The organism is Runella limosa DSM 17973 (assembly GCF_000482465.1).
In the GTDB taxonomy this organism is placed as follows: domain Bacteria; phylum Bacteroidota; class Bacteroidia; order Cytophagales; family Spirosomataceae; genus Runella; species Runella limosa.
This window is the reverse complement of record NZ_AXVJ01000040.1, coordinates 19,939-42,286: the sequence shown is the minus strand read 5'-3', so window position 1 is coordinate 42,286 and position 22,348 is coordinate 19,939. Positions and strand designations below refer to the sequence as shown.

General features: G+C 44.2%; 25 protein-coding genes. 4 read left to right on the top strand and 21 right to left on the bottom strand.

The genetic code is table 11. The annotated features are described in order from the left end of the window. Positions 1-13: 13 nt before the first annotated feature. From K339_RS35680 to K339_RS0101845, 4 genes are all read right to left on the bottom strand, one after another. Positions 14-1,336 (bottom strand): OmpA family protein, encoded by a 1,323-nt coding sequence (locus K339_RS35680; RefSeq protein ID WP_051397743.1) that lies wholly within the window; start codon positions 1,334-1,336, stop codon positions 14-16. Between the two features lie 2 nt (positions 1,337-1,338). Further along, entirely contained in the window at positions 1,339-1,905 is a 567-nt protein-coding gene (locus K339_RS0101855) for a hypothetical protein (protein WP_211243772.1), read from the bottom strand. 77 nt (positions 1,906-1,982) lie between these two features. Further along, positions 1,983-2,498 (bottom strand): hypothetical protein, encoded by a 516-nt coding sequence (locus K339_RS0101850; RefSeq protein WP_028522080.1) that lies wholly within the window; start codon positions 2,496-2,498, stop codon positions 1,983-1,985. 340 nt (positions 2,499-2,838) lie between these two features. After that, positions 2,839-3,180: a VanZ family protein gene (locus K339_RS0101845; RefSeq protein WP_169731803.1), complete on the bottom strand. Its 342-nt coding sequence runs from the start codon at positions 3,178-3,180 to the stop codon at positions 2,839-2,841. An 88-nt stretch (positions 3,181-3,268) separates the two neighbouring features. On the opposite strand from K339_RS0101845, the gene K339_RS0101840 reads away from it, so the two are divergent. Then, positions 3,269-3,505, top strand: a complete 237-nt coding sequence (locus K339_RS0101840; protein WP_037298977.1) for a DUF433 domain-containing protein — start codon at positions 3,269-3,271, stop codon at positions 3,503-3,505. Continuing rightward, entirely contained in the window at positions 3,502-3,867 is a 366-nt protein-coding gene (locus tag K339_RS0101835; protein WP_028522077.1) for a DUF5615 family PIN-like protein, read from the top strand. Before K339_RS0101840 ends, K339_RS0101835 begins: the two co-directional genes overlap by 4 nt. A 94-nt stretch (positions 3,868-3,961) precedes the next feature. On the opposite strand, the gene leuB is transcribed toward K339_RS0101835, so the two are convergent. The 5 genes from leuB to leuC all read right to left on the bottom strand — a co-directional run bounded on the left by leuB (position 3,962) and on the right by leuC (position 9,108). Beyond that, entirely contained in the window at positions 3,962-5,035 is a 1,074-nt protein-coding gene (gene leuB / locus K339_RS0101830) for a 3-isopropylmalate dehydrogenase (protein ID WP_028522076.1), read from the bottom strand. Positions 5,036-5,112: 77 nt separating this feature from the next. Beyond that, positions 5,113-5,499: a GxxExxY protein gene (locus tag K339_RS0101825; RefSeq protein WP_028522075.1), complete on the bottom strand. Its 387-nt coding sequence runs from the start codon at positions 5,497-5,499 to the stop codon at positions 5,113-5,115. 35 nt (positions 5,500-5,534) lie between these two features. After that, positions 5,535-7,052, bottom strand: a complete 1,518-nt coding sequence (locus tag K339_RS0101820) for a hydroxymethylglutaryl-CoA lyase-like TIM-barrel protein (protein WP_037298974.1) — start codon at positions 7,050-7,052, stop codon at positions 5,535-5,537. 5 nt (positions 7,053-7,057) lie between these two features. Then, the gene (gene leuD / locus K339_RS0101815; RefSeq protein WP_028522073.1) at positions 7,058-7,654 is read right to left on the bottom strand and encodes a 3-isopropylmalate dehydratase small subunit; all 597 of its coding nucleotides are present in this window, start codon (positions 7,652-7,654) and stop codon (positions 7,058-7,060) included. Positions 7,655-7,704: 50 nt separating this feature from the next. Continuing rightward, complete coding sequence (leuC, locus tag K339_RS0101810) at positions 7,705-9,108, bottom strand: 3-isopropylmalate dehydratase large subunit (RefSeq protein WP_028522072.1); 1,404 nt, start codon at positions 9,106-9,108, stop codon at positions 7,705-7,707. 183 nt (positions 9,109-9,291) lie between these two features. On the opposite strand from leuC, the gene K339_RS0101805 reads away from it, so the two are divergent. Further along, positions 9,292-9,900 carry a Uma2 family endonuclease gene (locus tag K339_RS0101805; protein WP_037298972.1) on the top strand — a complete coding sequence of 203 codons (609 nt, stop codon included), beginning with the start codon at positions 9,292-9,294 and terminating at the stop codon, positions 9,898-9,900. Here K339_RS0101805 and K339_RS0101800 read toward each other — a convergent pair whose 3' ends face one another. The 11 genes from K339_RS0101800 to ilvD all read right to left on the bottom strand — a co-directional run bounded on the left by K339_RS0101800 (position 9,901) and on the right by ilvD (position 20,068). Continuing rightward, complete coding sequence (locus K339_RS0101800; protein ID WP_028522070.1) at positions 9,901-10,743, bottom strand: helix-turn-helix domain-containing protein; 843 nt, start codon at positions 10,741-10,743, stop codon at positions 9,901-9,903. Positions 10,744-10,761: 18 nt separating this feature from the next. After that, on the bottom strand, positions 10,762-10,980 hold the full coding sequence (locus tag K339_RS0101795) for a hypothetical protein (protein ID WP_028522069.1): 219 nt from the start codon (positions 10,978-10,980) through the stop codon (positions 10,762-10,764). Then, on the bottom strand, positions 10,970-11,305 hold the full coding sequence (locus K339_RS0101790; protein ID WP_028522068.1) for a type II toxin-antitoxin system RelE/ParE family toxin: 336 nt from the start codon (positions 11,303-11,305) through the stop codon (positions 10,970-10,972). Before K339_RS0101790 ends, K339_RS0101795 begins: the two co-directional genes overlap by 11 nt. Continuing rightward, entirely contained in the window at positions 11,295-11,507 is a 213-nt protein-coding gene (locus K339_RS0101785) for a hypothetical protein (protein ID WP_028522067.1), read from the bottom strand. The genes K339_RS0101790 and K339_RS0101785 overlap by 11 nt, the downstream gene beginning before the upstream one ends. Positions 11,508-11,520: 13 nt before the next feature. Then, positions 11,521-12,804, bottom strand: a complete 1,284-nt coding sequence (ilvA, locus tag K339_RS0101780; RefSeq protein WP_028522066.1) for a threonine ammonia-lyase — start codon at positions 12,802-12,804, stop codon at positions 11,521-11,523. A 143-nt stretch (positions 12,805-12,947) separates the two neighbouring features. Next, positions 12,948-13,991, bottom strand: coding sequence for a ketol-acid reductoisomerase (ilvC, locus tag K339_RS0101775; protein ID WP_028522065.1), 1,044 nt, complete (start codon positions 13,989-13,991; stop codon positions 12,948-12,950). Positions 13,992-14,032: 41 nt separating this feature from the next. Continuing rightward, on the bottom strand, positions 14,033-14,785 hold the full coding sequence (locus K339_RS0101770; protein WP_028522064.1) for a class I SAM-dependent methyltransferase: 753 nt from the start codon (positions 14,783-14,785) through the stop codon (positions 14,033-14,035). 6 nt (positions 14,786-14,791) lie between these two features. Further along, positions 14,792-15,931, bottom strand: coding sequence for a hypothetical protein (locus K339_RS0101765; RefSeq protein ID WP_028522063.1), 1,140 nt, complete (start codon positions 15,929-15,931; stop codon positions 14,792-14,794). Positions 15,932-15,966: 35 nt separating this feature from the next. Beyond that, a complete protein-coding gene (gene ilvN / locus K339_RS0101760) occupies positions 15,967-16,503 on the bottom strand; it encodes an acetolactate synthase small subunit (protein WP_028522062.1) in 537 nt (178 codons plus the stop codon). Positions 16,504-16,512: 9 nt separating this feature from the next. Continuing rightward, a complete protein-coding gene (ilvB, locus tag K339_RS0101755; RefSeq protein WP_157607445.1) occupies positions 16,513-18,285 on the bottom strand; it encodes a biosynthetic-type acetolactate synthase large subunit in 1,773 nt (590 codons plus the stop codon). Positions 18,286-18,382: 97 nt separating this feature from the next. Next, positions 18,383-20,068 carry a dihydroxy-acid dehydratase gene (ilvD, locus tag K339_RS0101750; protein ID WP_028522060.1) on the bottom strand — a complete coding sequence of 562 codons (1,686 nt, stop codon included), beginning with the start codon at positions 20,066-20,068 and terminating at the stop codon, positions 18,383-18,385. 466 nt (positions 20,069-20,534) lie between these two features. Between ilvD and K339_RS0101740 the strand changes: the two genes are divergently transcribed. Beyond that, positions 20,535-20,798: an SWEET family sugar transporter gene (locus K339_RS0101740; protein ID WP_028522059.1), complete on the top strand. Its 264-nt coding sequence runs from the start codon at positions 20,535-20,537 to the stop codon at positions 20,796-20,798. A gap of 71 nt (positions 20,799-20,869) precedes the next feature. On the opposite strand, the gene pyk is transcribed toward K339_RS0101740, so the two are convergent. Further along, positions 20,870-22,327 (bottom strand): pyruvate kinase, encoded by a 1,458-nt coding sequence (gene pyk / locus K339_RS0101735; protein WP_084332080.1) that lies wholly within the window; start codon positions 22,325-22,327, stop codon positions 20,870-20,872. Between the last annotated feature and the right edge of the window lie 21 nt (positions 22,328-22,348).

Genomic DNA, 22,348 nt, shown 5'->3' with positions numbered 1-22,348 from the left:
GTCGCTGAGTGGTTCAAAATGACGCTACTAAGACTTCGACTCTTCGGTTTTTCTTGCGATTTTCATCATTGTTGTTGGGAACTGTTGGGTTTTGTTCTCCGTAACCTTTGGTTTTGAATACAAACCTATTGCTACCTCCAACTTCTTGTTGCAATACCTTAGAAACAGACGCAGCTCTGGCCAAAGATAGTTTTTGGTTGGTATCGTCACTGCCAATATCGTCAGTATAGCCTGCTATATTGAGGGTCGCTTTTTGGATGTCTTTGAGCTGCGTTGCCAGTTTTTTAATGGCGGCAACGCCTTCGGGTTTCAGGTCTGATTTGCCAGTATCAAACAGTACTTCTGCATTTAGGCTCAATCGCATAGCCCCGCCAATGGTAGCCACGGCATCTATGTCAGCTCCAGGTACGGTTGACGATGATTTTAGATCAGTCAGTCGGACATAATAGTAATATTCATTTGGTTTGGCCATTTTGCTGATGTCCACCTCGGCTACGCCACCACTGATTGTGCCTACACTTATCCAATTACTACCATCGGTGCTGATTTCTAAGTTGGTAGGCTCTACTTGCCCCATTTCAAAGACATATAAATCGGGGCCTTTTACGTCAACCAAAGCGTTGTTGGTGAATTTGACGATAAGCGACCCACCCAGCCCCAAGCTATATACTCCTTTGTTTTCGCGGCGGTTAGATGTTTCTACATAGTCTGGAGCATTAAGACTGTTTTTTTCGGGAAAACGAATGTCGCCACCGCCGTAGTTGACCGACACAACTTCATCCGCGAAGGAGGCATCGCCGAGTGGTAAATAAATGACGTCATTTTTGCAGACATAGGTTTTGCCCGTTGCTTCGCCAAAATTGATGCTGGGGTTTTCTTGTTGAAATTTGGCTTTTTTGGTGGCGGCTTCTTTTACAATTCTCATCGCTTTCTGATGAATTCCTTGATAACTTATCAAGTGTAATTTGAAAGCTATTGAAGCCGTCGGGTTTGCATTGATCATCTTTGTGACGTCTTTACCTTTAAGTTTGTCTTCAAAAGCTTGGGCTTCATCGGCAGTGCGAAAAACATCGGGTGGCATGGGCCAATCTTTTAGCATTGCTTTTTCGGCATCGCTCAACCGCTCATAAGATGCTTTCGGGTTAGCCCCGCGACTACTACCCCTACTTGGCGTGCTGCTTTGATTCGTAGTTTTAGCCTCTTTTTCTTTCTTCGACATAGCTTCTACTTGGGCCTTAAAAGCCTCAATGTCAAAGTTTTCTTTAGGTTTTGGCGTTTGTGCAGTTAGTGTTTCAAATAACAATAACAAAGCTGTAATACAAATGAGGTGTTTCATAGTTAGTCGGCTCGTTTGTAGCGTTCTTGCATAAACTCGAAATAAATAAAGCCTGACTTGGTGTACCAATTATTCTCGCCAGCTATGTACATACAGGTATTAAGTTCTTGCAAAGAGTCATAGAGTCCTTCCAAAAATTGGGTGCTTTTGGCGTCGTAAGTTTTTTGCATATTCTTGTAGGTATTCATAATGGTGACTCGTTCTTTTTGCCAAGCCATTCCTGCCATCGCATGAATACCACTGGTGTTGTCACCAAGGGCAACTGCGGCGTCTTTATACGTCTTTGTGTTATTGTAGATACATCGTAATCGAGCCAATTGTCTTCGGTAAAAATTTACTTTTGCGTACGCTTTTTCGAAACAATCAATACAGCTTGGTTCCTCGTTGCAGCTCACTATCACATCTTGGCTCAAATCTTGGGTAAAATCGGGAACACATTCGGTTGAAGAAAGGGTTGCTGTACCATCTCTCATATCAGAAACACTACCTCCTGATGTTATAATAGTCTCCATGCCATCAAGCATCGCACCTGTAAAATCATCCGTAAGCACATCACCTATATTCATCATTGTTTGTGTTACGCGTCCTTGGGCCAAACTACCTAGACAAAAACTACTTATGCAGATACAGAAAATAATAATGCTTTTCATGGTTTCTTCTTGTTGTTAGTAGTTTTAGTAGTTTTCAAGCGAAAGGCATCGGGTATTTTTATGGTCTTGGGTTCATCACTAATCCATACCATAATCTGATATTCATTCTTTGCTTGCTTAGGAATGACTCTGATACCGAAGCTACCTTCGGTCCTGAACTTTTCATAATAAGTCTTTGAGCCTTCTACCTTAGCCATTCGGTCGGGTTTGTTCCAGCTATCTTTACACAAAGTGACTCCTAGCACTTGATTAGTTTTTTTGTTGGCTATTGCTACTATGACTGTTTGGTATATGCCTGCTCCTTTTACAAAAAAATACGCCGTATCTTTTTCTTGCTTAAAGACCGAACTGTGGATCTTTCCATTCATCAGAGGTTCTCCCTTTTTCTTGTAATCAAACATTTTCAACTCTATTGGCTTTATTTTTTTGTCCAAAGTATAAGGCTGCGCAGCTACCTTGCCCAAGACCGCCAACAGTAAAAGAAGGCTTGTTGTAATTTTTTTTATGACCATTTGCTTGCTTGATTATGGAGAATAAGAATGATACTTTATGGGCTAAAAACAGGGTGGTTCGTCGCCGCGCTCAAAGCTGGTCAGGTTTGAATTTACAACAAAAAAACTGCAAAGCCTTCCGTGTGGTTAGCTCTGCAGTTTATCACATTCTCCATCATTTTCAGATGAAAAAATGCTCATGTTTCCACTAAGACCATTGCAAAGGAATACTATAAATGATTCTTGAACAATCTCATGGTAGATATTTCGAGATGTTTTGATTAAACGGTTGATAACCTTTGGCTTGTTGGGTGTTTTTTGTAAAAATCGTGCAACATAAAAGAAGTAACTACACTCTAAATCAACTTTCGTAGGTTTTGATGAATTTCCAAATCCAGTGGGCAATAGGCACCGCAACAATGACCCCAACCGCATCGGCCAAGGCGTCATACAAGTCGAATGTGCGGCCAATGGGCATTACATATTGCCATACTTCAATAAATAATCCGTACAAACTTCCGCCAATAATCACCCACCAAGGGTTAGGTTTAGCCCAGTACCAAAGTGCGCCTAATATTCCAAACGCTCCAAAGTGATGGAGTTTGTCAGAACCCATTCCATCGGGCATTTCTTGACGTGGAATAGAGCAAAGCCCCAAAATAACCACCGTCCAAACGATGGCTATGTGGGGCTTTGAAAACATTTTTGTGAGTTGTTTAATCATTGTGTTCAGATTTGCCAAAGCGATTTTAACTACCTAACTTTGGCAATAAATACATCAGAAAATAGCTATGCAAATTACTAATTTCTCTTACATCGTTGCTGATTCAGGTATTTGTCAAGGTTTACCACGAATCAAAGATACGCGTATTACGGTATCATCTATTTTAGCGCATCTTGCTGGTGGAATGTCGGTTGGTGATTTACTTGTGGCTTTTCCTCAGTTATCAGAAACGGCTATTAACGAGGCAATTATGTTTGCAGCGCAGCGCATACAAGAAATATACATTCCGATGAAAGCAGCATGAAGTTTCTACTAGACGAAAATCTGCCTTCGTACTACAGTGAAGTATTTTGTATTGACAACAATCACGAAAGTTTTCATGTTTCTGATTACAGGCTAACCAATACGCCTGATGAAGTCATAAGACTATTTGCCCAAGAAAATGGCTTCATTATCGTAACTTTTGATTTAGATTTCTCTCGATTGGCGGCTTTGAATAATGAAACTAAGCCTTCTATATTAACATTCCGAACTTCAAAAATGAGTAAAACGTTTTTAAAGGCATTTGTCGAGGATCACTTATCTGAATTGATTCCCTATCTTGAAGCTGGAGCTACTGTTACGGTAGATGACCGTAAGATTAGGATTAAACAGTTACCTTTTTAAATGAGTATTATCAAAGCCCCAAAATAGCCACCGTCCAAACGATGGCTATGTGGGGCTTTGTTAGTATGTTTCTAATCGTTTGAATCATTGATTCCTACAAATGCTTCAACAACTCTGCACCCATGGCATCAGTACCTAGGATTTTATCGGCTGGAGTTTCGCTGTTGGCGATGTCGCGTGTACGGAAACCGTCTTTCAATACTTTGTCAACCGCTGCGATGATGGCATCTGCTTCGGCTTTTAGGCCAAACGAAATATCCAACAACAACGCGGCAGAAAGAACAGAGGCCAATGGGTTGGCTACGCCTTTGCCCGTAATATCGTGCGCCGAACCGTGGATAGGCTCATAAACGCCCGTGCTGTCGCCTACCGATGCCGACGCCAACATTCCCATCGAACCTGCAATTTGACTGGCTTCGTCGGTCAAAATATCACCGAAAAGGTTACCCGTTACCACTACATCAAAACGACGTGGATCTTTGATGAGCAACATTGCAGCGGCGTCAATGAACTGATGCTCAACTTCTACATCTGGATATTCGGGAGCAATTTTTTGAATTACTTCGCGCCACAAACGGCTCGACTCCAAAACGTTAGCTTTATCAACTGACATCAATTTTTTGCTACGGGTACGAGCTGCTTCAAATGCTTTACGAGCAATACGCTCTACTTCGTATTTGCTGTAAATCATGGTGTCGTACGCCGTGTTGCCGTCGTCGAGACGCTCGCGTTTTCCAAAATACACGTCGCCCGTCAACTCGCGGAAGAAGAGGATATCGCTGCCTTTTAGGATTTCGGGCTTGATACTTGAGGCTTCCAACAATTCGTCGAACAACTTGATAGGGCGGAGGTTGGCGTACAAACCAAGTTCTTTACGCATTTTCAACAAGCCCTGCTCTGGGCGTACTTTCGCCGATGGGTCGTTGTCGTATTTTGGGTGACCTACGGCGCCAAACAAAATAGCGTCCGAAGCACGCATTTTAACGAGGGTTTCTTCAGGAAGCGGGTCGCCCGTTGCTTCGATGGCTACGTGGCCGATGAGGGCTTCGTCGTAGGTAAATTCATGGCCGAATTTTTCGGCGATACGGTCTAAAACTTGTTTACCAACCGTGGTAACTTCTTGCCCGATTCCATCACCGGGTACGATAAGGATGTGTTTTTTTGCCATTTGTAATTTTGAATTTTAACCACTGAGTTACACGGAGCGGTCCGCCGCAGCGGTTTGTCACCGAGTTACACAGAGTTTTATAATACATACCTTTTGATGCCATTCCGTAAGCTGCTTACATTAAAATTCATCAAATACCCAATTTTGTATTCGCCTAAACGCATATAAGTCAATATTTGTGCTGTATGGACATCATTTAAAGATTCTACTGACTTCAATTCTAATACAATTGATTTCTCGACCAAGATGTCAATTCGGTAACCACACTCAAGTTTTACTTCTTCAAAAATTAGGGGCATTGCTTTCTCTTTTTCAACAAATAACCCTTCTGCTTGTAATTTGTAGGCTAGGCACTCCTTATAAGCACTTTCTAACAAACCTGGCCCTAATTTTGTATGTACCTCGTAGGCACATTTTAAAATATTGCCAGTAAGATTATCAAACTCCGTATAACTCCGTGCCATAACTCTGTGATACTCCGTGGTTAATCAATTATCTTTTAAAGCGAAATCAAGTTTAGCATTTTTTGAGTGGCTTTGATGGCTGAGACCGTTTGGTCAGAGTCGAGGCCACGCGTTTTAAACTCTTTTTGATTCCAATTCCACGTGATTACAGTCTCACAAAGCGCGTCGGTTTGTCCACCCGTTGGGATACGAACTGCATAGTCCGTCAGCAAAGGAAGTTCCAAATCTTTCTTTGCATAAATCTTTTTCAACGCATTCATAAACGCATCGTACTGGCCGTCGCCTTGCGCATTTTCTTCAAACGTTTCATCCTCAATTTTGAGTTTGAGCGTCGCTGAAGGGCGAAGGTCTTTGGAGTGCGTCAGGACGTAGTTAAGAATCTCAATCTTAAACTCAATCGCGTTGCTATCCAACACGTCCGAAATAATATACGGCAAGTCTTCTTGCGTTACTACTTCCTTGCGGTCGCCAAGTTCGATGATACGCTGCGTTACCTTTTTGAGGTCTTCGTCGGAAAGCTTAATGCCCAATTCGTGAAGGTTGTTCTCGATATTGGCCTTGCCCGACGTTTTGCCCAAGGCGTACGAACGCTTCCGCCCGAAACGCTCAGGCATTAACTCGTTGAAGTAGAGGTTGTTTTTTTTGTCGCCGTCGGCGTGAATTCCTGCGGTTTGGGTAAACACATTGTCACCGACAATCGGTTTGTTTGCAGGAATGCGTAACCCAGAGAAGGTTTCGACAATCTTACTTACAGAAAACAACGACTCCTCCACGACGCCCGTCTCTACTTCTGGCATAAAGTCTTTCAAAACGGCAATGGCACTAGCCAACGGCGCATTACCTGCTCGTTCGCCCATCCCGTTTACGGTCAAGTGAAGCCCATGAGCTCCCGCGCGTACGGCTTCCATGACGTTAGCGATGCCGAGGTCATAGTCGTTGTGGGCGTGGAAATCAAAGTGGTGATTGGGGTAGCGTTCAACGATTGACTTGATGTACGAATACGACTCAGCAGGGGTTAAGACGCCCAAGGTATCAGGGAGCAACACCCGTAAAATCGGCTGGGTAGTTAGAAAATCAAGAAATTGAAATACATATTCGGGTGAATTGCGCATTCCATTGCTCCAGTCTTCGAGGTAAACATTGGCCGAAATTCCTTTTGATTGCGCTAATTCGATTACTTTTTGAATGTCAGCAAAGTGCGCTTCAGGCGTTTTTTTGAGTTGGTGCGTCAAGTGATTAAGCGACCCTTTGGTAAGAAGATTCATCACTTTAGCCCCTGACTCAAGCATCCAGTTAATAGATGCCTCACCGTCGACAAATGTGAGTACTTCCACCTTGTCGATATAGCCATTTTCTTGCGCCCACTTCGTGATTTTTTGAACCGCTTTCAATTCCCCTGCTGATACCCGTGCAGAAGCAATCTCGATTCGGTCCACTTTTACTTCGGTAAGGAGCAATTGCGCCAAGGCCAATTTCTCCGAAGCCGAAAAAGACACTCCGCTGGTTTGTTCACCATCGCGGAGTGTCGTATCCATTATTTCGATGTAGCTCATAGAAATTAATAAGGCCGAGCGGCTTCAAATACACCGATTTCCTCTTTCATGGCTTGTAGATAGTCGATATCGTCGTAACCATTGATGAGATTGTGTTTTTTGTAGCCATTGATGTCAAATGACTCCGATTCGCCCGTCGAAACAATCGTAATAGTTTGTTCAGCAAGATTAACCGTCAATTCGGAGTTAGCATCTTTTTCGATGGCTTGGAAAATTTTATCCAAAAATTCAGGCGTTACCGTCACGGGTAAAATCCCTACGTTGATGGAGTTATTTTTGAAGATATCAGCAAAAAAGCTGGACACTACACAACGGAATCCGTAATCGTAGATAGCCCAGGCAGCGTGCTCACGGCTCGAACCGCTACCGAAGTTACGGCCGCCTACTAAGATTTTACCGCTGTAAAGAGGATTGTTTAAAACGAAATCGGCCTTAGGCGTATCGTCGCCGTTGTAGCGCCAATCGCGGAAAAGGTTGTCGCCGAATCCTTTACGCTCAGTAGCTTTCAAGAAACGAGCAGGGATGATTTGGTCAGTGTCCACGTTTTCCAACGGAAGCGGCACTGCCGAACTGGTTAGTATGGTGAATTTATCGTATGCCATGATGAATGATTATTAGACCCTTGCAGGGTGACAATGTACGCGAAATAGAACTACAAAAACTCCCGTGGGTCAGTGACTTTACCAGTAATAGCGGCGGCAGCGGCTACCAATGGGCTAGCCAATAACGTACGTGCTCCTGGGCCTTGACGACCTTCGAAGTTACGGTTAGAGGTACTTACGGCATATTTACCCGCAGGAATTTTGTCGTCATTCATCGCCAAGCAAGCCGAGCAGCCTGGCTGACGAAGTTGGAAACCTGCGTCGGTCAAAATATCCAAAATGCCTTCTTCTTTGATTTGTGCCTCCACAATGTGTGAACCAGGAACCAACCAAGCGGTTACATTGTCAGCTTTCTTACGGCCTTTCACTATGGAAGCAAACGCGCGGAAGTCTTCAATACGGCCGTTGGTACAGCTACCCAAGAAAACATAATCAATGGGTTTTTCTAAGATGCTTTCGTCTTCGGCGAAGCCCATGTAATTCAATGACTTAGCATAAGAGGCGGCTCCGTCAAGTACATCAGCAGCTTTCGGAATGTGTCTAGTGATACCCGTTCCTAAACCTGGGTTCGTTCCGTAGGTGATTTGAGGCTCAATGTCGGCCGCGTTGTAGGTGTATTCCAAGTCAAACCCAGCGCCTTCGTCGGTTTTGAGGGTTTGCCAGTACGCAACGGCATTTTCCCAAGCTTCGCCTTTTGGCGATTGCTCGCGTCCGTTTAGGTAAGCAAACGTCTTTTCGTCGGGGGCAATCATACCACCGCGCGCACCCATTTCAATCGACATGTTACAAACCGTCATACGGCCTTCCATGCTCATGTTTTCAAATACATCCCCAGCGTATTCTACGAAGTAACCCGTAGCACCACTGGCCGAAATTTGAGAAATGATGTACAATACCGCATCTTTAGGAAGTACCCCTTTGCCTAATTGACCGTTGATGGTAATGCGCATTTTCTTTGGTTTAGGCTGCATAATACACTGCGACGCCAAGACCATTTCTACTTCGGAGGTACCTATACCAAACGCAATTGCTCCAAATGCTCCGTGGGTAGAAGTGTGTGAATCACCGCAGACAATCGTCATACCTGGAAGGGTGATGCCGTTTTCAGGCCCAACTACGTGTACAATCCCGTTCTTTTGGTGGCCCAAGCCCCAGTGTGAAATACCGTATTTGGCGGTGTTGGTTTCCAACGCTTTGAGCTGATTGGCCGAAAGAGGGTCTTCTACGGGTAAATGTTGGTTAATGGTAGGGGTGTTGTGGTCGGCCGTAGCAAACGTACGATTCGGAAACAACACGCCAATGCCTCTGCTCTCCAAGCCCAAAAACGCTACTGGACTGGTTACTTCGTGAATAAAGTGGCGGTCGATAAATAAAACATCGGGACCGTCTGCAATCTTGCGGACAACGTGCGCATCCCACACTTTGTCGAAGAGAGTTGTTGGTTGGTTTGACATATCAATTTGAGATTAATGCAATGGGAAAATAATACGATACAAAATTGCAAGATTCCTTTCAAAGAGACATGACGTCGTACGCTCAAACAATAGCGATTTTGGTTCTTTGTAGATATTTGACCCAATTTAATACTTTGATTGCTTTTGAATAATTGATTATTTTTGCAAAAAGACGCTACAGCTATGCCTATCACTTCGCTATCGCAATTGGATAAGAATGGTAGCTATACCTACTCAGAATATCTCCAATGGCAATTTGAGGAGTTTGTAGAACTTATTAAAGGGAAGATTTTTGAAATACCTACGCCCTATACGCAACATCAACAAGTAGTAGGAAATCTGTATGGTATAATTGGTTTTTATCTTCGACGTAAAAAGTACCTGATATTTGGACGTCCGTTTGATGTTCGCTTGCCGACGTATGATGCCAATGGTGAATTAATGCCTGATACTAAGACTGTTGTGCAACCAGACATTTGTGTGATTTGTGATCCTACTAAAATTGATGAACGAGGCTGTAACGGGGTTCCTGATATGGTAATTGAAGTTTTGTCACCTTCAACGGCCAAAAAAGACCTGAACGAAAAATTTAACCTTTACGAAGAAGTAGGCGTAAGCGAATATTGGATTGTATTTCCTGAGGCAAAAACCGTTAGTATTTATTTACTTGAGGGGCATAAATACGCCCTTCTGGGGCATTTTGGACACCTTCAACAACCTGGGCCATTGCAAGTTCGTACACTGCCTGAGTTGGAGGTGGAGTTGGAAGATGTTTTTGAAAATGTGGTTTAATCATTTATTTCTCTTCGGGGTTTCCCCATATTTCTCCTTATAGGCTTTGATAAAATGCGAAACACTCTCATAGCCAATTTCCATACTAACTTCGGATACGTTTTTATTGGCGTTTTTGAGTAAAAAAGCCGCTTGTTCTAGGCGTTTTTGTTTAATCCAATGGGCAGGTGAGGCGTGAAATTGGGCTTCAAACTCGCGCTTAAAGGCAGACAAACTTCGTCCAGAAAGATGAGCTAATTCACTTATTGTCAGAGGTTTTAGGTAGTAGTTGTTGAGCAAGTATTCCAAGTCTGTTTTTTGCCCTTTGTAAATATTAAACAAAATGGTTTTGAGTTGATTGGAGCCGTCGATTTCCAATAAATGAAGCAGTAATTCCTGAAACTTGAGTCGTAAAAACTGATTCAAGTAGGGCGTTTGTGAGTTGAAATAGGGAAAAAGGGAATCAATGAACTTTTCAAAAGCCGAAGAGGACTGTAACGCCAAAATAGGCTGAGGGTTTTCGACATCTGCTTTGTCGAACAACGATTGATTTTGGCTTACAAACTCTTTCAGTAGCTTTTCGTGAAAGAAAAAAACAAGGCTGCGGTAGTCGCTTCCGATGGATTCGTTCATGGAATAGCAGCCTCGCTGAAAAAATAAAATTTGTCCTTTGCGAACGTGGAGGTCTTGGTTGGGGGAGATAAACTTCTTTTCTCCTTCCAGCACGACAACGACGGCGTGTTCTTCAAAGAAAATCTCGTTACGCTCGGGATACACGTCGCTTCGGTAGGCCACAAAAGTCGTGTCCTGAATTTTCAGAGACTGAAACTGTTGGGCGCTGATGGAAGAAGGGACGCGAAGCATGAGGAAAGTTAATCGGGGTTAGTTTAACGCGCCGCCATCTTTCAGCGCCTGATACTCATCGCCGATGGCTTTGTATTGGGATACCAAAAACTTCTGTAGCTCTTCACTGAACACTTTTTTATCGTCATCAGACAATGAGTCGTACAAATCTTTCAACTCTTGGTTGATGGCCGCCTTTTCGGCTTCGTCGCGGGCATTGATGGCGCGCACGTGGTATTTTCTAAAATCAAAGTTCATTTTCTATCTCTTCAATCAATTTTTTTAATTCTTTATCAGTAAGTGTACTCTGTTCTGATTTATCATAAATATCAGCTAGATACACTCGATTATTTAGGAAAACTACTACTGTTATAATACGAATTCCACCACTTTTTCCTCCTCCTTTACTCTTGACAGCCAAGCGAATTTTGAAAGCATTAGCTCCTAAAGAGACACCAATAGTTGGGTTTTCTCGTAATTGTGCTACCAAGACTGCCAAATCGGATTTTAACGAAGCATATTTTTTCAAAAGCCTTTTGGCTCGTCGTTGAAAATCGGGCGTTACTGTTATCTCAAAGCTCATTGAGGAAATCTTCGATGGTTTTGGATGGGAGTTTGCCAGCCTCCATTTTCTTGACCTGATTGATAGAAGATTTCAAACGTTTTTTCCAATATAGTCTTATTTTCATTTGCTCATATTGACGACTGTATCGCTCCCATTCTTCAACTGGCATCTGAACAACTCTTCCTTGAGAAGTATCTATTTCTTTTAAATGGAGTTTCATGCTCTTTTAAAGTTTATATCAAAAACTCAAACAAATCAGGTTTATTATTGATGTACTCAAACTGAATATTATGCTCTTTCATGCGGGCTAAAAGCGGCTCAAAATCTTCTTTGTTTCTCAGTTCGATTCCTACCAAAGCAGGGCCTCGTTCACGCGCGGTTTTTTTAGAATATTCAAAGTGAGCAATGTCATCGTTGGGGCCGAGTACGTGGTTTAAAAACTCTTTGAATGCGCCCGAACGCTGCGGAAAGCGAATGATAAAGTAGTGTTTTAAGCCTTCGTACAGCAGCGAACGTTCCTTGATTTCTTCGGTACGGGTGATGTCGTTGTTGCCACCTCCAATCAATAACACTACGTCTTTGCCTTTAATTTCGTCTTTGATTTGGTCAAGTGCGGCTACGGTAAGCGCTCCTGCGGGCTCAACCACAATGGCTTCTTCGTTGTACAGTTGCAAAATCGTGGAGCAGACTTTTCCTTCGGGAATCAGCAAAATATCGTCCAAATTTTTGCGACACACCTCAAAGGTATGTTCACCAGCGCGTTTGACGGCGGCCCCGTCCACAAACTTATCAATGTTGTCGAGTGTAACGACGTGTCCCTCTTTAATAGCCGTGTGCATTGTGGGAGAGCCTACGGGTTCTACGCCAATGAGCTTGGTAGCTGGGCTGAGTTGTTTAAAAACGGTAGTCACCCCAGAGGCTAGTCCACCTCCGCCAATGGCAAAAAGTAGATAATCGATTTTAAAATCAGCATCGCGGAAAATTTCCAAACCTACGGTTCCTTGGCCTTCCATCACCTGCACGTCGTCAAAAGGGTGGATGAACGTAGCGGCGTGGGCTTCACAAAAGTGCTTCGCAGCGTGATAAGCATCATCGTACGTGTCGCCGTGGAGGACAACCTCAATCTGGTTTTTTCCAAACAACTTCACCTGTTTTACTTTTTGAGCAGGGGTCGTGCTTGGCATAAAAATCGTGCCGCGTACTTGCATCTTATTGCAAGCATAGGCTACTCCTTGCGCGTGGTTTCCTGCACTAGCACATACGACTCCTTTTTCGAGGGCTTCGGCCGACAGACTAGCCATTTTGTTGTAAGCCCCTCTAATTTTGTACGAACGAACCACTTGCAAGTCTTCCCGTTTAAAATAGATATTGGCTTCGTAGCGCTCCGAAAAGTTGAGATTAAGTTCTAAATCAGTGTGTTTGGCGACTTTACGAATGCGTTCGGCGGCTTGTAATATATTGTCGAACGTCGGAAAATCGGCATTTTTGGCTTTATGTTTGTCGGGTGCAAGGCTCATAGAAATAGATGAAGTTGGGTGGTTGCAAAAATCCCCCGAAGTTACACAACTCGGGGGATTTTCTATATTCTCAAATAAAGATACTATAACAACCGCGGCAAGGGTTTGAACGGGGGTACCAGCCCTTATCGAGGTTAATAGTATTAGTTACGCTCTGGACGCAAGCTGCGAACAGCTGCTCCTGCTTGCCACATTTCAGACTCGCGGAGTTCAGCCAATTCTACTTCAAGTTTCTCGCGGTAGTCTGACTGCGAGTTACGAGTGATAGAGATGTTTGCTTGCTCACCTGATTTTACTGAGTTGTAAAGTTGTTGGAACACAGGCTTAGTAGCTTCTTTGAAAGGCTTCCACCAGTCAAGCGCACCACGTTGAGCAGTAGTTGAACAGTTAGCGTACATCCAGTCCATACCGTTTTCAGCCACCAATGGCATCAACGACTGCGTCAATTCTTCTACCGTTTCGTTGAACGCTTCTGATGGAGAGTGGCCGTTTTCGCGCAATACTTCGTACTGAGCCGCGAAAATTCCTTGGATAGCACCCATCAATGTTCCACGCTCACCTGTAAGGTCAGACGTTACTTCACGGTAGAAGTCAGTTTCAAACAAGTAGCCTGAACCTACTCCGATACCCATTGCGATACACTTCGTACGGGCTTCGCCAGTAGCGTTTTGGAATACCGCAAACGATGAGTTAAGACCTTTTCCTTCTACGAACAAACGACGGAGTGAAGTACCTGAGCCTTTAGGAGCTACCAAGAATACGTCCACGTCAGCTGGAGGAACGATACCTGTTTGGTCGTTGTAAGTTACTCCAAATCCGTGAGAGAAATACAATGACTTACCAGCAGTCAAATATTTTTTAACGGTTGGCCACAATTCGATTTGGGCTGCATCCGACAATAAGAAACAAATGATTGTGCCTTTTTCCAAGGCTTCTTCGATTTCGAAAAGGGTTTCGCCTGGTACCCAACCATCAGCGATTGCCTTGTCGTATGTTTTGCCTTTACGCTGACCAACGATAACGTTGAAGCCGTTGTCGCGCATGTTAAGGCCTTGGCCTGGACCTTGAACACCGTAACCGATTACCGCGATAGTTTCGTTTGCCAATACTTCACGCGCTTTCTCTAAAGGAAATTCTTCGCGGGTTACTACTTCTTCTACGGTCCCGCCGAAATTGATTTGTGCCATTGAATTGATTTGTTTATTTGGGTAATACAATAACTGTGGTTTTATTTCTTCTGCCAACTAAGTAGCAATGATACGCCCACTGGGAGCTGAATGCCACTTTTGATAAAGGCATTTTCAGTGTTGAAAATACCGTAAAATACTTTTTGAAAAACAGAACCGTTCATGACCGTAAAATCTGAACCTGCTTCTTCAATTTTTCGATGATGAAGCGGCAATAACCGCGACAACAACCTAAATCCCGCAATGGGAAAAAATAACCAAAAATTAAAATAGCTACTGAAAGTGATTTTGCCTGTGGATTGAAACAGACCCTCTAACAGCGGCCGAGTATATCGCCGAACGTGGTGATTGACGTCGTCGTGCTGGTTCCATAAAAAATTAAACGCAGGAACAGTGACGCAGACAAAACCGCCTGGTTTACAAACTCGCTGCATTTCTTGTACCGCCAACTGATGCTCTTCGACGTGTTCAATGACATCGAGCGCGCATACTAGGTCGTACGATTGATCTTCAAAAGGAAGTTCAAGAATCGAACCTTGGATGATGTCGAGCGATGGTACTGCGGCTTTGGTAAACTCAAAACACGCTTGGTCGTATTCTACTGACTTGACCGAGCCAAACTCGGTAAGTAGTTCTGAGGTACGTCCTGTGGCAACTCCAATGTTAAGTACTTTGAGAGGTCGGTTATTACTAAGTTGACCACGCAGGTGGTTCATAATGATTTGATTACGAACCAAAAACCACCAGTGCTTGCGTTCAATGTGATAATATTCTTTGTAGTACGCCTGATTCATAAGAGGTTAAGGAAAGGAGATAGGAAGCATAAGTGAAATGAGGGTACTTACTATGAACAAATAAGTGAGCTGAGAGACAGGAATGTGCTTTCGTAAGGTGGAAAGCATGAAAAAGAAAATCATGTAACCAAACGAAAGCGACCGTGTGCCATCGGCAACCATGATACTAATGGCTGCGGTAGCCATAAAGCACCCTAGTAGCAACCCAAACGTGAGCCAATCTTTGAGCATAACCAAAACGGCCATGCCTGCAAAAATAATTAGCCAAAATCCTTCAAAGCCTCGCGTAAACTTATCTCCTAAAATACTCAAACTCCACCAAGTAGTACGGTGAGAAAGCGCATTGTCATGGCCTACTTTTAAGCCATAGGTGCTTGATAACCATTGCCTAACAATCAAATACAAACCCGCACTTACCACCAATGCTACTGCCTGAAGAGGAATTTGTTTTAGGCGAAGCTGTTTGGTTTCAATTACTTCTTTTAGCATTGGAAGAACAAACCACAACCCCAAGTAGGAGGAGTTGATGATGGCTCGTTCGTCGCACCAAAAAGCTAATTGGGTAAACAAGAGCATCCAAAACGGGTTACGTAGGTAAAAAGCCAACGCCAAAAAACAAAACGGAAAAACATCGGCATGACCTAGGTAATTGATGTAAAAATTAGCTCCCGCATAAATGGCCGTAAAGCCTGTCAGGAAATAAAACACCAATAACCGATTTTGGAGAATTTGGTAGGTGATTTGAATAACTAACCACAAAAATACCAATCCTACAATGACATGAAGCAAGTACAAACCTGCGACATTGAGGTGCAAGGCATACGCAATGAGCGGTACGGTAAGTCTGAACGTTTGATTGGCTTCGTGTGAACCTGCTTCGTAATCTTTGGGTGTAAATGGGTCAGCACCTTGCTTGATGATGTCGTCCCAAAAAAGACCACCTATTGACCCGGGGTGACGCATTTCTTGGTATAAATCACGAAAGCCACGGTCAACAAAGATGAAATTGAATACTAACAAAGTACTCACTGAAATAGCCAAGGACAAAAATAATACCTTGAATTGCCAGAATCTACTGTCAAAGAACGCTTTTAGTCGGGTTTCTAATCCCTTAAAAGGAGTAGTGAGAGATTGCAGTTGTTCCATGTATTGATTTGAAAAGAACTACAAATAACGCACTTTTATACATAATACTCCCAATGTACTTCTTCGGGTAGGTATTCGACTAAGCCAGCGGGGGTTTTTCCGACGGCTACTCTACCCGATTTTACGAATTCTAAAATACCATACGACTTGATGTAGCGGAAGAAATCAAGGATTTCGTTTTCATTTCCCGCTTTTTCAATCACAACGTAGTCAAGTCCCCAATACACGACCCATGCTTTGTAAATTTTGTTGATGGTTTCGATGTCAATGGGTTTTCCGCCGATAGGCGTGGCTACTTTAAAGAGGGCGATTTCGTTGTAAACGATTTCGTCATCTAAATAACCAAACACCGCAAGAACTTCTACCACCTTACGAATTTGGCGAACGAGCTTTTCTACTTCCTCGCGTTTGTCGTGTTTGATGGTAATTGTATAACGAGACACGCCTTGGCGCTCGGTTTCGGATACCGTAAGGCTTTCAATATTGATACGACGACGGGTAAAGATGACTGTAATCTTATTCAGTAACCCGAAGGTATTTTCTGTAAATACGCAAATAGTGTAAGTTGTCATAACCCTCGTTTAGTCTAGGCGAATATCGGCAACGGCCGCACCCGCAGGTACCATTGGGAAAACGTTTTCTTCTTTTTCAACCATCACTTCTAACAAGTACGGTTTGTCTGACTGGAGAAGGCGATTGAGCGATTCGCCCAAATTCTCGCGATCGGAGCAGGTATGTCCAGCGATGCCAAAACCTTTGGCAATGGTGACAAAATCAGGGTTTTGAAGCTCCACAAACGAGTAGCGTTTTTCAAAAAACAACTGCTGCCACTGACGCACCATGCCTAAGTAATTGTTGTTGAGGATAATCAACTTCACAGGAAGACCACTTTGCGCAATTGTCCCAAGTTCTTGAATGGTCATTTGGAAACAACCATCACCAATAAAGGCAACAACTTCGCGCTCAGGAGCGCCTTTTTTAGCGCCAAAAGCCGCTGGAATGGCAAAGCCCATGGTGCCGAGGCCGCCAGAGGCAATGTAAGAACGCGGATTTTTGAATTTGTAATAACGCGCCGCAATCATCTGGTGCTGACCTACATCGGCAATTACGCACGCTTCCCCATTGGTTTTCTCCGAAAGCATATTTACCACCTCTGCCATTTTGATTTGGCCTTCGGGAGTAAGCTCACGTTGCGTAATTTTTTGCTCTTCGATGAGGTCGTATTTTTTGAACTCATTACGCCAAGCAGCATGGTTATTTTGCTTGACTAATGGCAAAAGACGCTTCAAAGTTTCTTTGGCATCGCCGACCACAGGCGCATCAGCCTTGATGATTTTATCAATTTCGGCGGGGTCAATTTCAATATGAATGACTTTGGCTTGGCGGATGTACTTGGTTGCGTCGCCTGTGACACGGTCATCAAAACGCATTCCAATCGCAATCACAACGTCGGCTTGGGTAGTCAATACGTTAGGTCCGTAGTTGCCGTGCATGCCGAGCCAACCCACGTAGTTAGGGTGGTCAATTGGCATGGCCGAAAGCCCGAGAAGAGTACTCGCACATGGGATGTCGGTTTTTTCAGCAAAGGCTTTCAGTTCTTCTTCGGCTCCCGAAATTAGTACCCCTTGACCAAACAAAACATAGGGTCGTTGGGCGTTATTGATGAGCTGTGCTGCCCTTTCGAGGTGCTCATCTTTCGGAATGACGCGGGGTTTATAGCTGGCCAACGTCTCTACTTTTTTGTATTCGTAGGGTTTGGTCATCGGGCTCACTTGCGCGTCACGCGTAAAGTCGATGACTACTGGGCCAGGTTTGCCTGATTTAGCAATGTAAAAAGCTTTGGCGATAATAGCTGGAACATCGTCGGCGTTGGTAATTTGGTAATTCCACTTGCAGACGGGGGTAGTTACGCCAATAATGTCCGTTTCTTGAAATGCGTCGGTACCTAACAGCGTTGACTTTACTTGTCCAATAATGCAGACCAATGGCGTACAGTCGATGATGGCATCGGCGATAGGTGTGACTAAGTTGGTACCCCCTGGGCCAGACGTTACCAAGCAGACCCCAGGCTTGCCACTGGTACGAGCATAGCCTTGTGCCGCGTGGCCTGCTCCTTGCTCGTGACGTACCAAGATGTGGTCGAGGCGGTCGGTGTAGTCAAAAAGGGCATCGTAGGTAGGCATGATAGCTCCCCCTGGGTAGCCAAAAATCACCTCTGTCCCTTCGGCAATAAGCGACTCCATGAGGGCTTGCGCTCCCGACAAAATACGTGGAGCTTCAGTCTGTGCTGGTGTTTGTACTTCTTCGAGGGCAGCGGCATCTTGCGCAGCTACCATAGTCATGTAATTTCCCATGGTTTTGGGGATTTTATGTGTTCAATGACTTGTATTTCAACTTAGGTACTTTCAAAAAATCACTATCATTGGCAGATAGTAAAGTCAAAATTAGACACTACGCTTCGTCCGTTACGCAACCCTCGCTTGCCGATTTCACATTGCGGATATACTTACCTAATGTTCCTCTCGTAAACGGAGGCTCTGGTTGTTTCCAAAGCTTACGACGCTCCGCCAATTCTTCGTCGGATACGTGCAATTGGAGTACGTTGTTGACGGCATCAATCGTAATTTTATCGCCGTCTTGTACCAAAGCGATGTTTCCGCCAAGGTATGCTTCAGGTGTGACGTGACCGACCACGAAACCGTGCGTTCCTCCTGAGAAGCGGCCGTCGGTAATCATCGCGATTTTATCGCCAAGTCCAGCGCCCATTACTGCCGAAGTAGGTTTAAGCATTTCGGGCATCCCTGGGCCGCCTTTCGGGCCTTCGTTGCGAATCACAAGCACGTGGCCTGCTTTTACTTCTCCTTTAGAAATGAATTCAATCACTTCTTCTTCGCGCTCACATACCTTCGCAATTCCCTCAAAACGTTCACCTTCTTTGCCCGTGATTTTTGCTACGGCACCGCCTGTCGCTAGGTTTCCGTACAAAATTTGTAAGTGACCTGTTGGTTTAAGTGGGGTTTCGAGCGGGAAGATAATTTTCTGACTATCGAAACTCAATTCAGGGACATCTTCTAAGTTTTCGGCAATGGTTTTGCCCGTTACGGTCAAGCAATCACCGTGGAGAAGTCCTTTTTGGAGGAGGTATTTCATGATGGCAGGTACACCACCGATGGCCAATACATCTTCCATGTAGTATTTACCAGATGGCTTAAGGTCGGCAATCAATGGCGTACGGTCCGAAATATCTTGGATGTCTTTCAACGTAAACTCAACTTCGGCCGCGCGGGCAATCGCCAAATAGTGCAATACGGCGTTGGTTGAGCCACCAAGCGCCATGACTACCGTAAGCGCATTTTCAAATGCCTTGCGCGTCATGATGTCGCGTGGGCAGATATTTTTTTCGAGCAACTGCTTCATGGCTGCGCCGATGGCAATACACTCTGCTTTTTTACCTTCGTGCGTAGCTGGGTAGGTCGAAGAGTTGGGAAGGGTAAGACCCATGGCTTCCATCGAACTCGCCATGGTATTGGCCGTGTACATCCCGCCGCAAGCTCCTGCGCCTGGAATGGCGTTTTGAATCACACCTTCGTAATCTTCGTCCGAGATGGTTCCCGCAAATTTCTTTCCAAGGGCTTCAAATGCTGAGATAATATCAAGCTTTTGACCTTTGTATTCTCCCGTACGGATGGTTCCGCCATAAACAAGCATACCAGGGCGATTGAGGCGTGCTAGAGCCATCATGGCACCTGGCATATTTTTGTCACAACCTACAACCGCAATTACGCCGTCGTACCATTGTGCACCTACTACGTTTTCGATGGAGTCTGCAATCAAGTCACGCGAGGGCAGCGAGTAGCTCATCCCAGCGTTTCCGTTGGTCATTCCGTCAGAGACCCCTATGGTGTGGAAGATAAGCCCCACCATGCCGTTTTCTTGAATTCCTTTTTTGACGTGCACCGAAAGCCCGTTAAGGTGCATGTTACAAGTATTTCCTTCATAACCCGTACTTGCAATCCCGATTTGGGCTTTTTGCATGTCTTCTTGGGTTAGACCTACTCCGTAAAGCATCGCTTTAGCGGCGGGGTTGGTCACTTCTTGGGTAAGTGTGCGGCTGAATTTGTTTAGTTGCTCTGACATAATAGAAAGGTTTTTTTACAAAAAAGCCTCACTCGTTGTTGGTGTGAGTGAGGCTTCTGAGGGCAATCGGGTTTCACTCACACCGTTTGGGTGCTAATAATGAGGACCACGACCACGCCTGTTATAGTGAACATTTTAAAGCAAATTTTTTCTGTGAGCGAAATTACGCTAATTGCGTAATTGCGTTACAAATAAATAGGGTCGGTTTTTATTTTCCAAACAAAAAACGGTTTTTTTGCTTGTGGGCAACAAAAAAGCCCCCTCTCGGTGTGAGAAGGGGCTTTTTTGTTTGGTGGACATACGCGCCTTGCTCACACTGTGGAGGGTGTAATAATTGAGACGAGAATGGCAGTATTTTTTATTCTAATAATCATTTGTTGTATTATTTAAAGAACTTTGCGTTGATAAGAAACTTTTTCTATAACTTTTCCGATAAATAGTAAAAAGGACTCAAATACACAACGCCATGTTAGAGACATTAGGGTACATCGCAGGAATTTTGACGACGGTTGCCTTCGTTCCACAAGTGATGCAAATATATCGAACAAAATCGGCAAAGGACGTTTCTTTGGCCATGTTTTTACTTTTTACCGTGGGGGTAGCGCTTTGGCTAGCCTACGGACTGATGACGCATTCATTTCCCGTCATCGCTGCCAATACCGTTACTTTGATGCTTTCCTTCGTGATTCTGTATTTTAAGTGGAAATACAGCAAAACCTCAAACACCTAGAAAAGAAGAAGGGCAACAACGCTGCTGCGTCATTGCCCTTTTTACCTTTTATTTCAATCAGGTCTCTCTGATTATTCAACAATACTGAGCTTCACTGCATTTGTTTTACGATGCTCAGTGACAGGCATACTCAAGGTATTGACAAAAACATCGCCCGATTGGAGCGCGCCTTTTTCAATCAATACTTGTTTGATGTCTTCGATGAGGGCGTCGCTCGAAAGATCTTCGCGGTCGTAATAAATAGTTTTTACTCCCCAATACAATGAAAGTGTGTCAATCAATTTCTGGTTAGAAGTAAAGACGTACAAATTGGCCTCTGGACGGTGGTGCGACAAACGGAACGCAGTATAACCCGAACGAGTTACCCCAATGATTGCTTTTGCTTGTGTATCACGTGCCAAACGGCAAGCACTCATGACGACGTTGTCGTTGAGGACATTAGCGCTGCTATGGTCATTAACTGCCGCGTGGTGCTTGAAATAAATTTTGGTTTCTTTGGCATCTTTCGCTGCTTCGGTTTCTTCCACTCGCTTGATGGTCTGTGCCATGCTTGTGACAGACTCTACTGGATATTTTCCAGAGGCAGTTTCTGCGCTCAACATCACGGCATCGGCGCCATCGAGAACGGAGTTGGCAATGTCGTTGATTTCGGCACGCGTCGGGCGTGGGGCGTCAATCATACTTTCCAACATCTGCGTAGCCACGATGACAGGCTTGGCTGCACGATTACATTTCTCTACAATCATTTTCTGAATCATAGGTACTTCTTCGGCAGGGAGCTCAACCCCCAAGTCGCCGCGAGCTACCATGATAGCATCTGTAATAGCGATGATTTCGTCGATATTATCAATCGCCTCTGGCTTTTCGATTTTAGCCACTACGCGGCAATTTTTACCTTTCGATTTGATATAGTCTTTTACTTCTTGAATGTCAGAAGCATAGCGTACAAATGAAAGTGCAATCCATTCTACATCGTTTTGAAGACCAAATTCCAAGTCCTCGTAGTCTTTTTCCGTCACCGATGGCATCGAAACCTTGGTATTAGGAAGGTTTACGCCTTTTTTCGATTTCAAAATCCCGTCGTAAATAACTTCGGTCACCACGTCTGTTCCGTCAATACCAACTACTTTTACTTCGAGTTTTCCGTCGTCCATCAAAATCCGCTCACCCATGCGCACGTCGCGGTACATACCTTTATAAGGTGTACTTACGCGCTCAGAGGTACCGATGATTTCTTCGTTGGTAAAAACTAATTTTTGTCCTGCCGTAATTTTCACACCGTCTTTGTGTTCTACGTTACCGATGCGAATTTTAGGGCCTTGCAAATCTTGTAAAATTCCGACGCTAAAACCGTATTTTGCATTGTTCTCACGAATGCGGTTGATACGTTCTTGGTGGTCGGCATGAGTGCCGTGAGAGAAATTGAGACGAAATACGTTTACTCCTGCTTGTACTAATGCTTGGAGCATTTCAGACGTTTCGGAAGCAGGACCTACGGTAGCAACAATTTTAGCTTTTTTGTCAATCATCGTGTTAGGTTTTGATGGGTA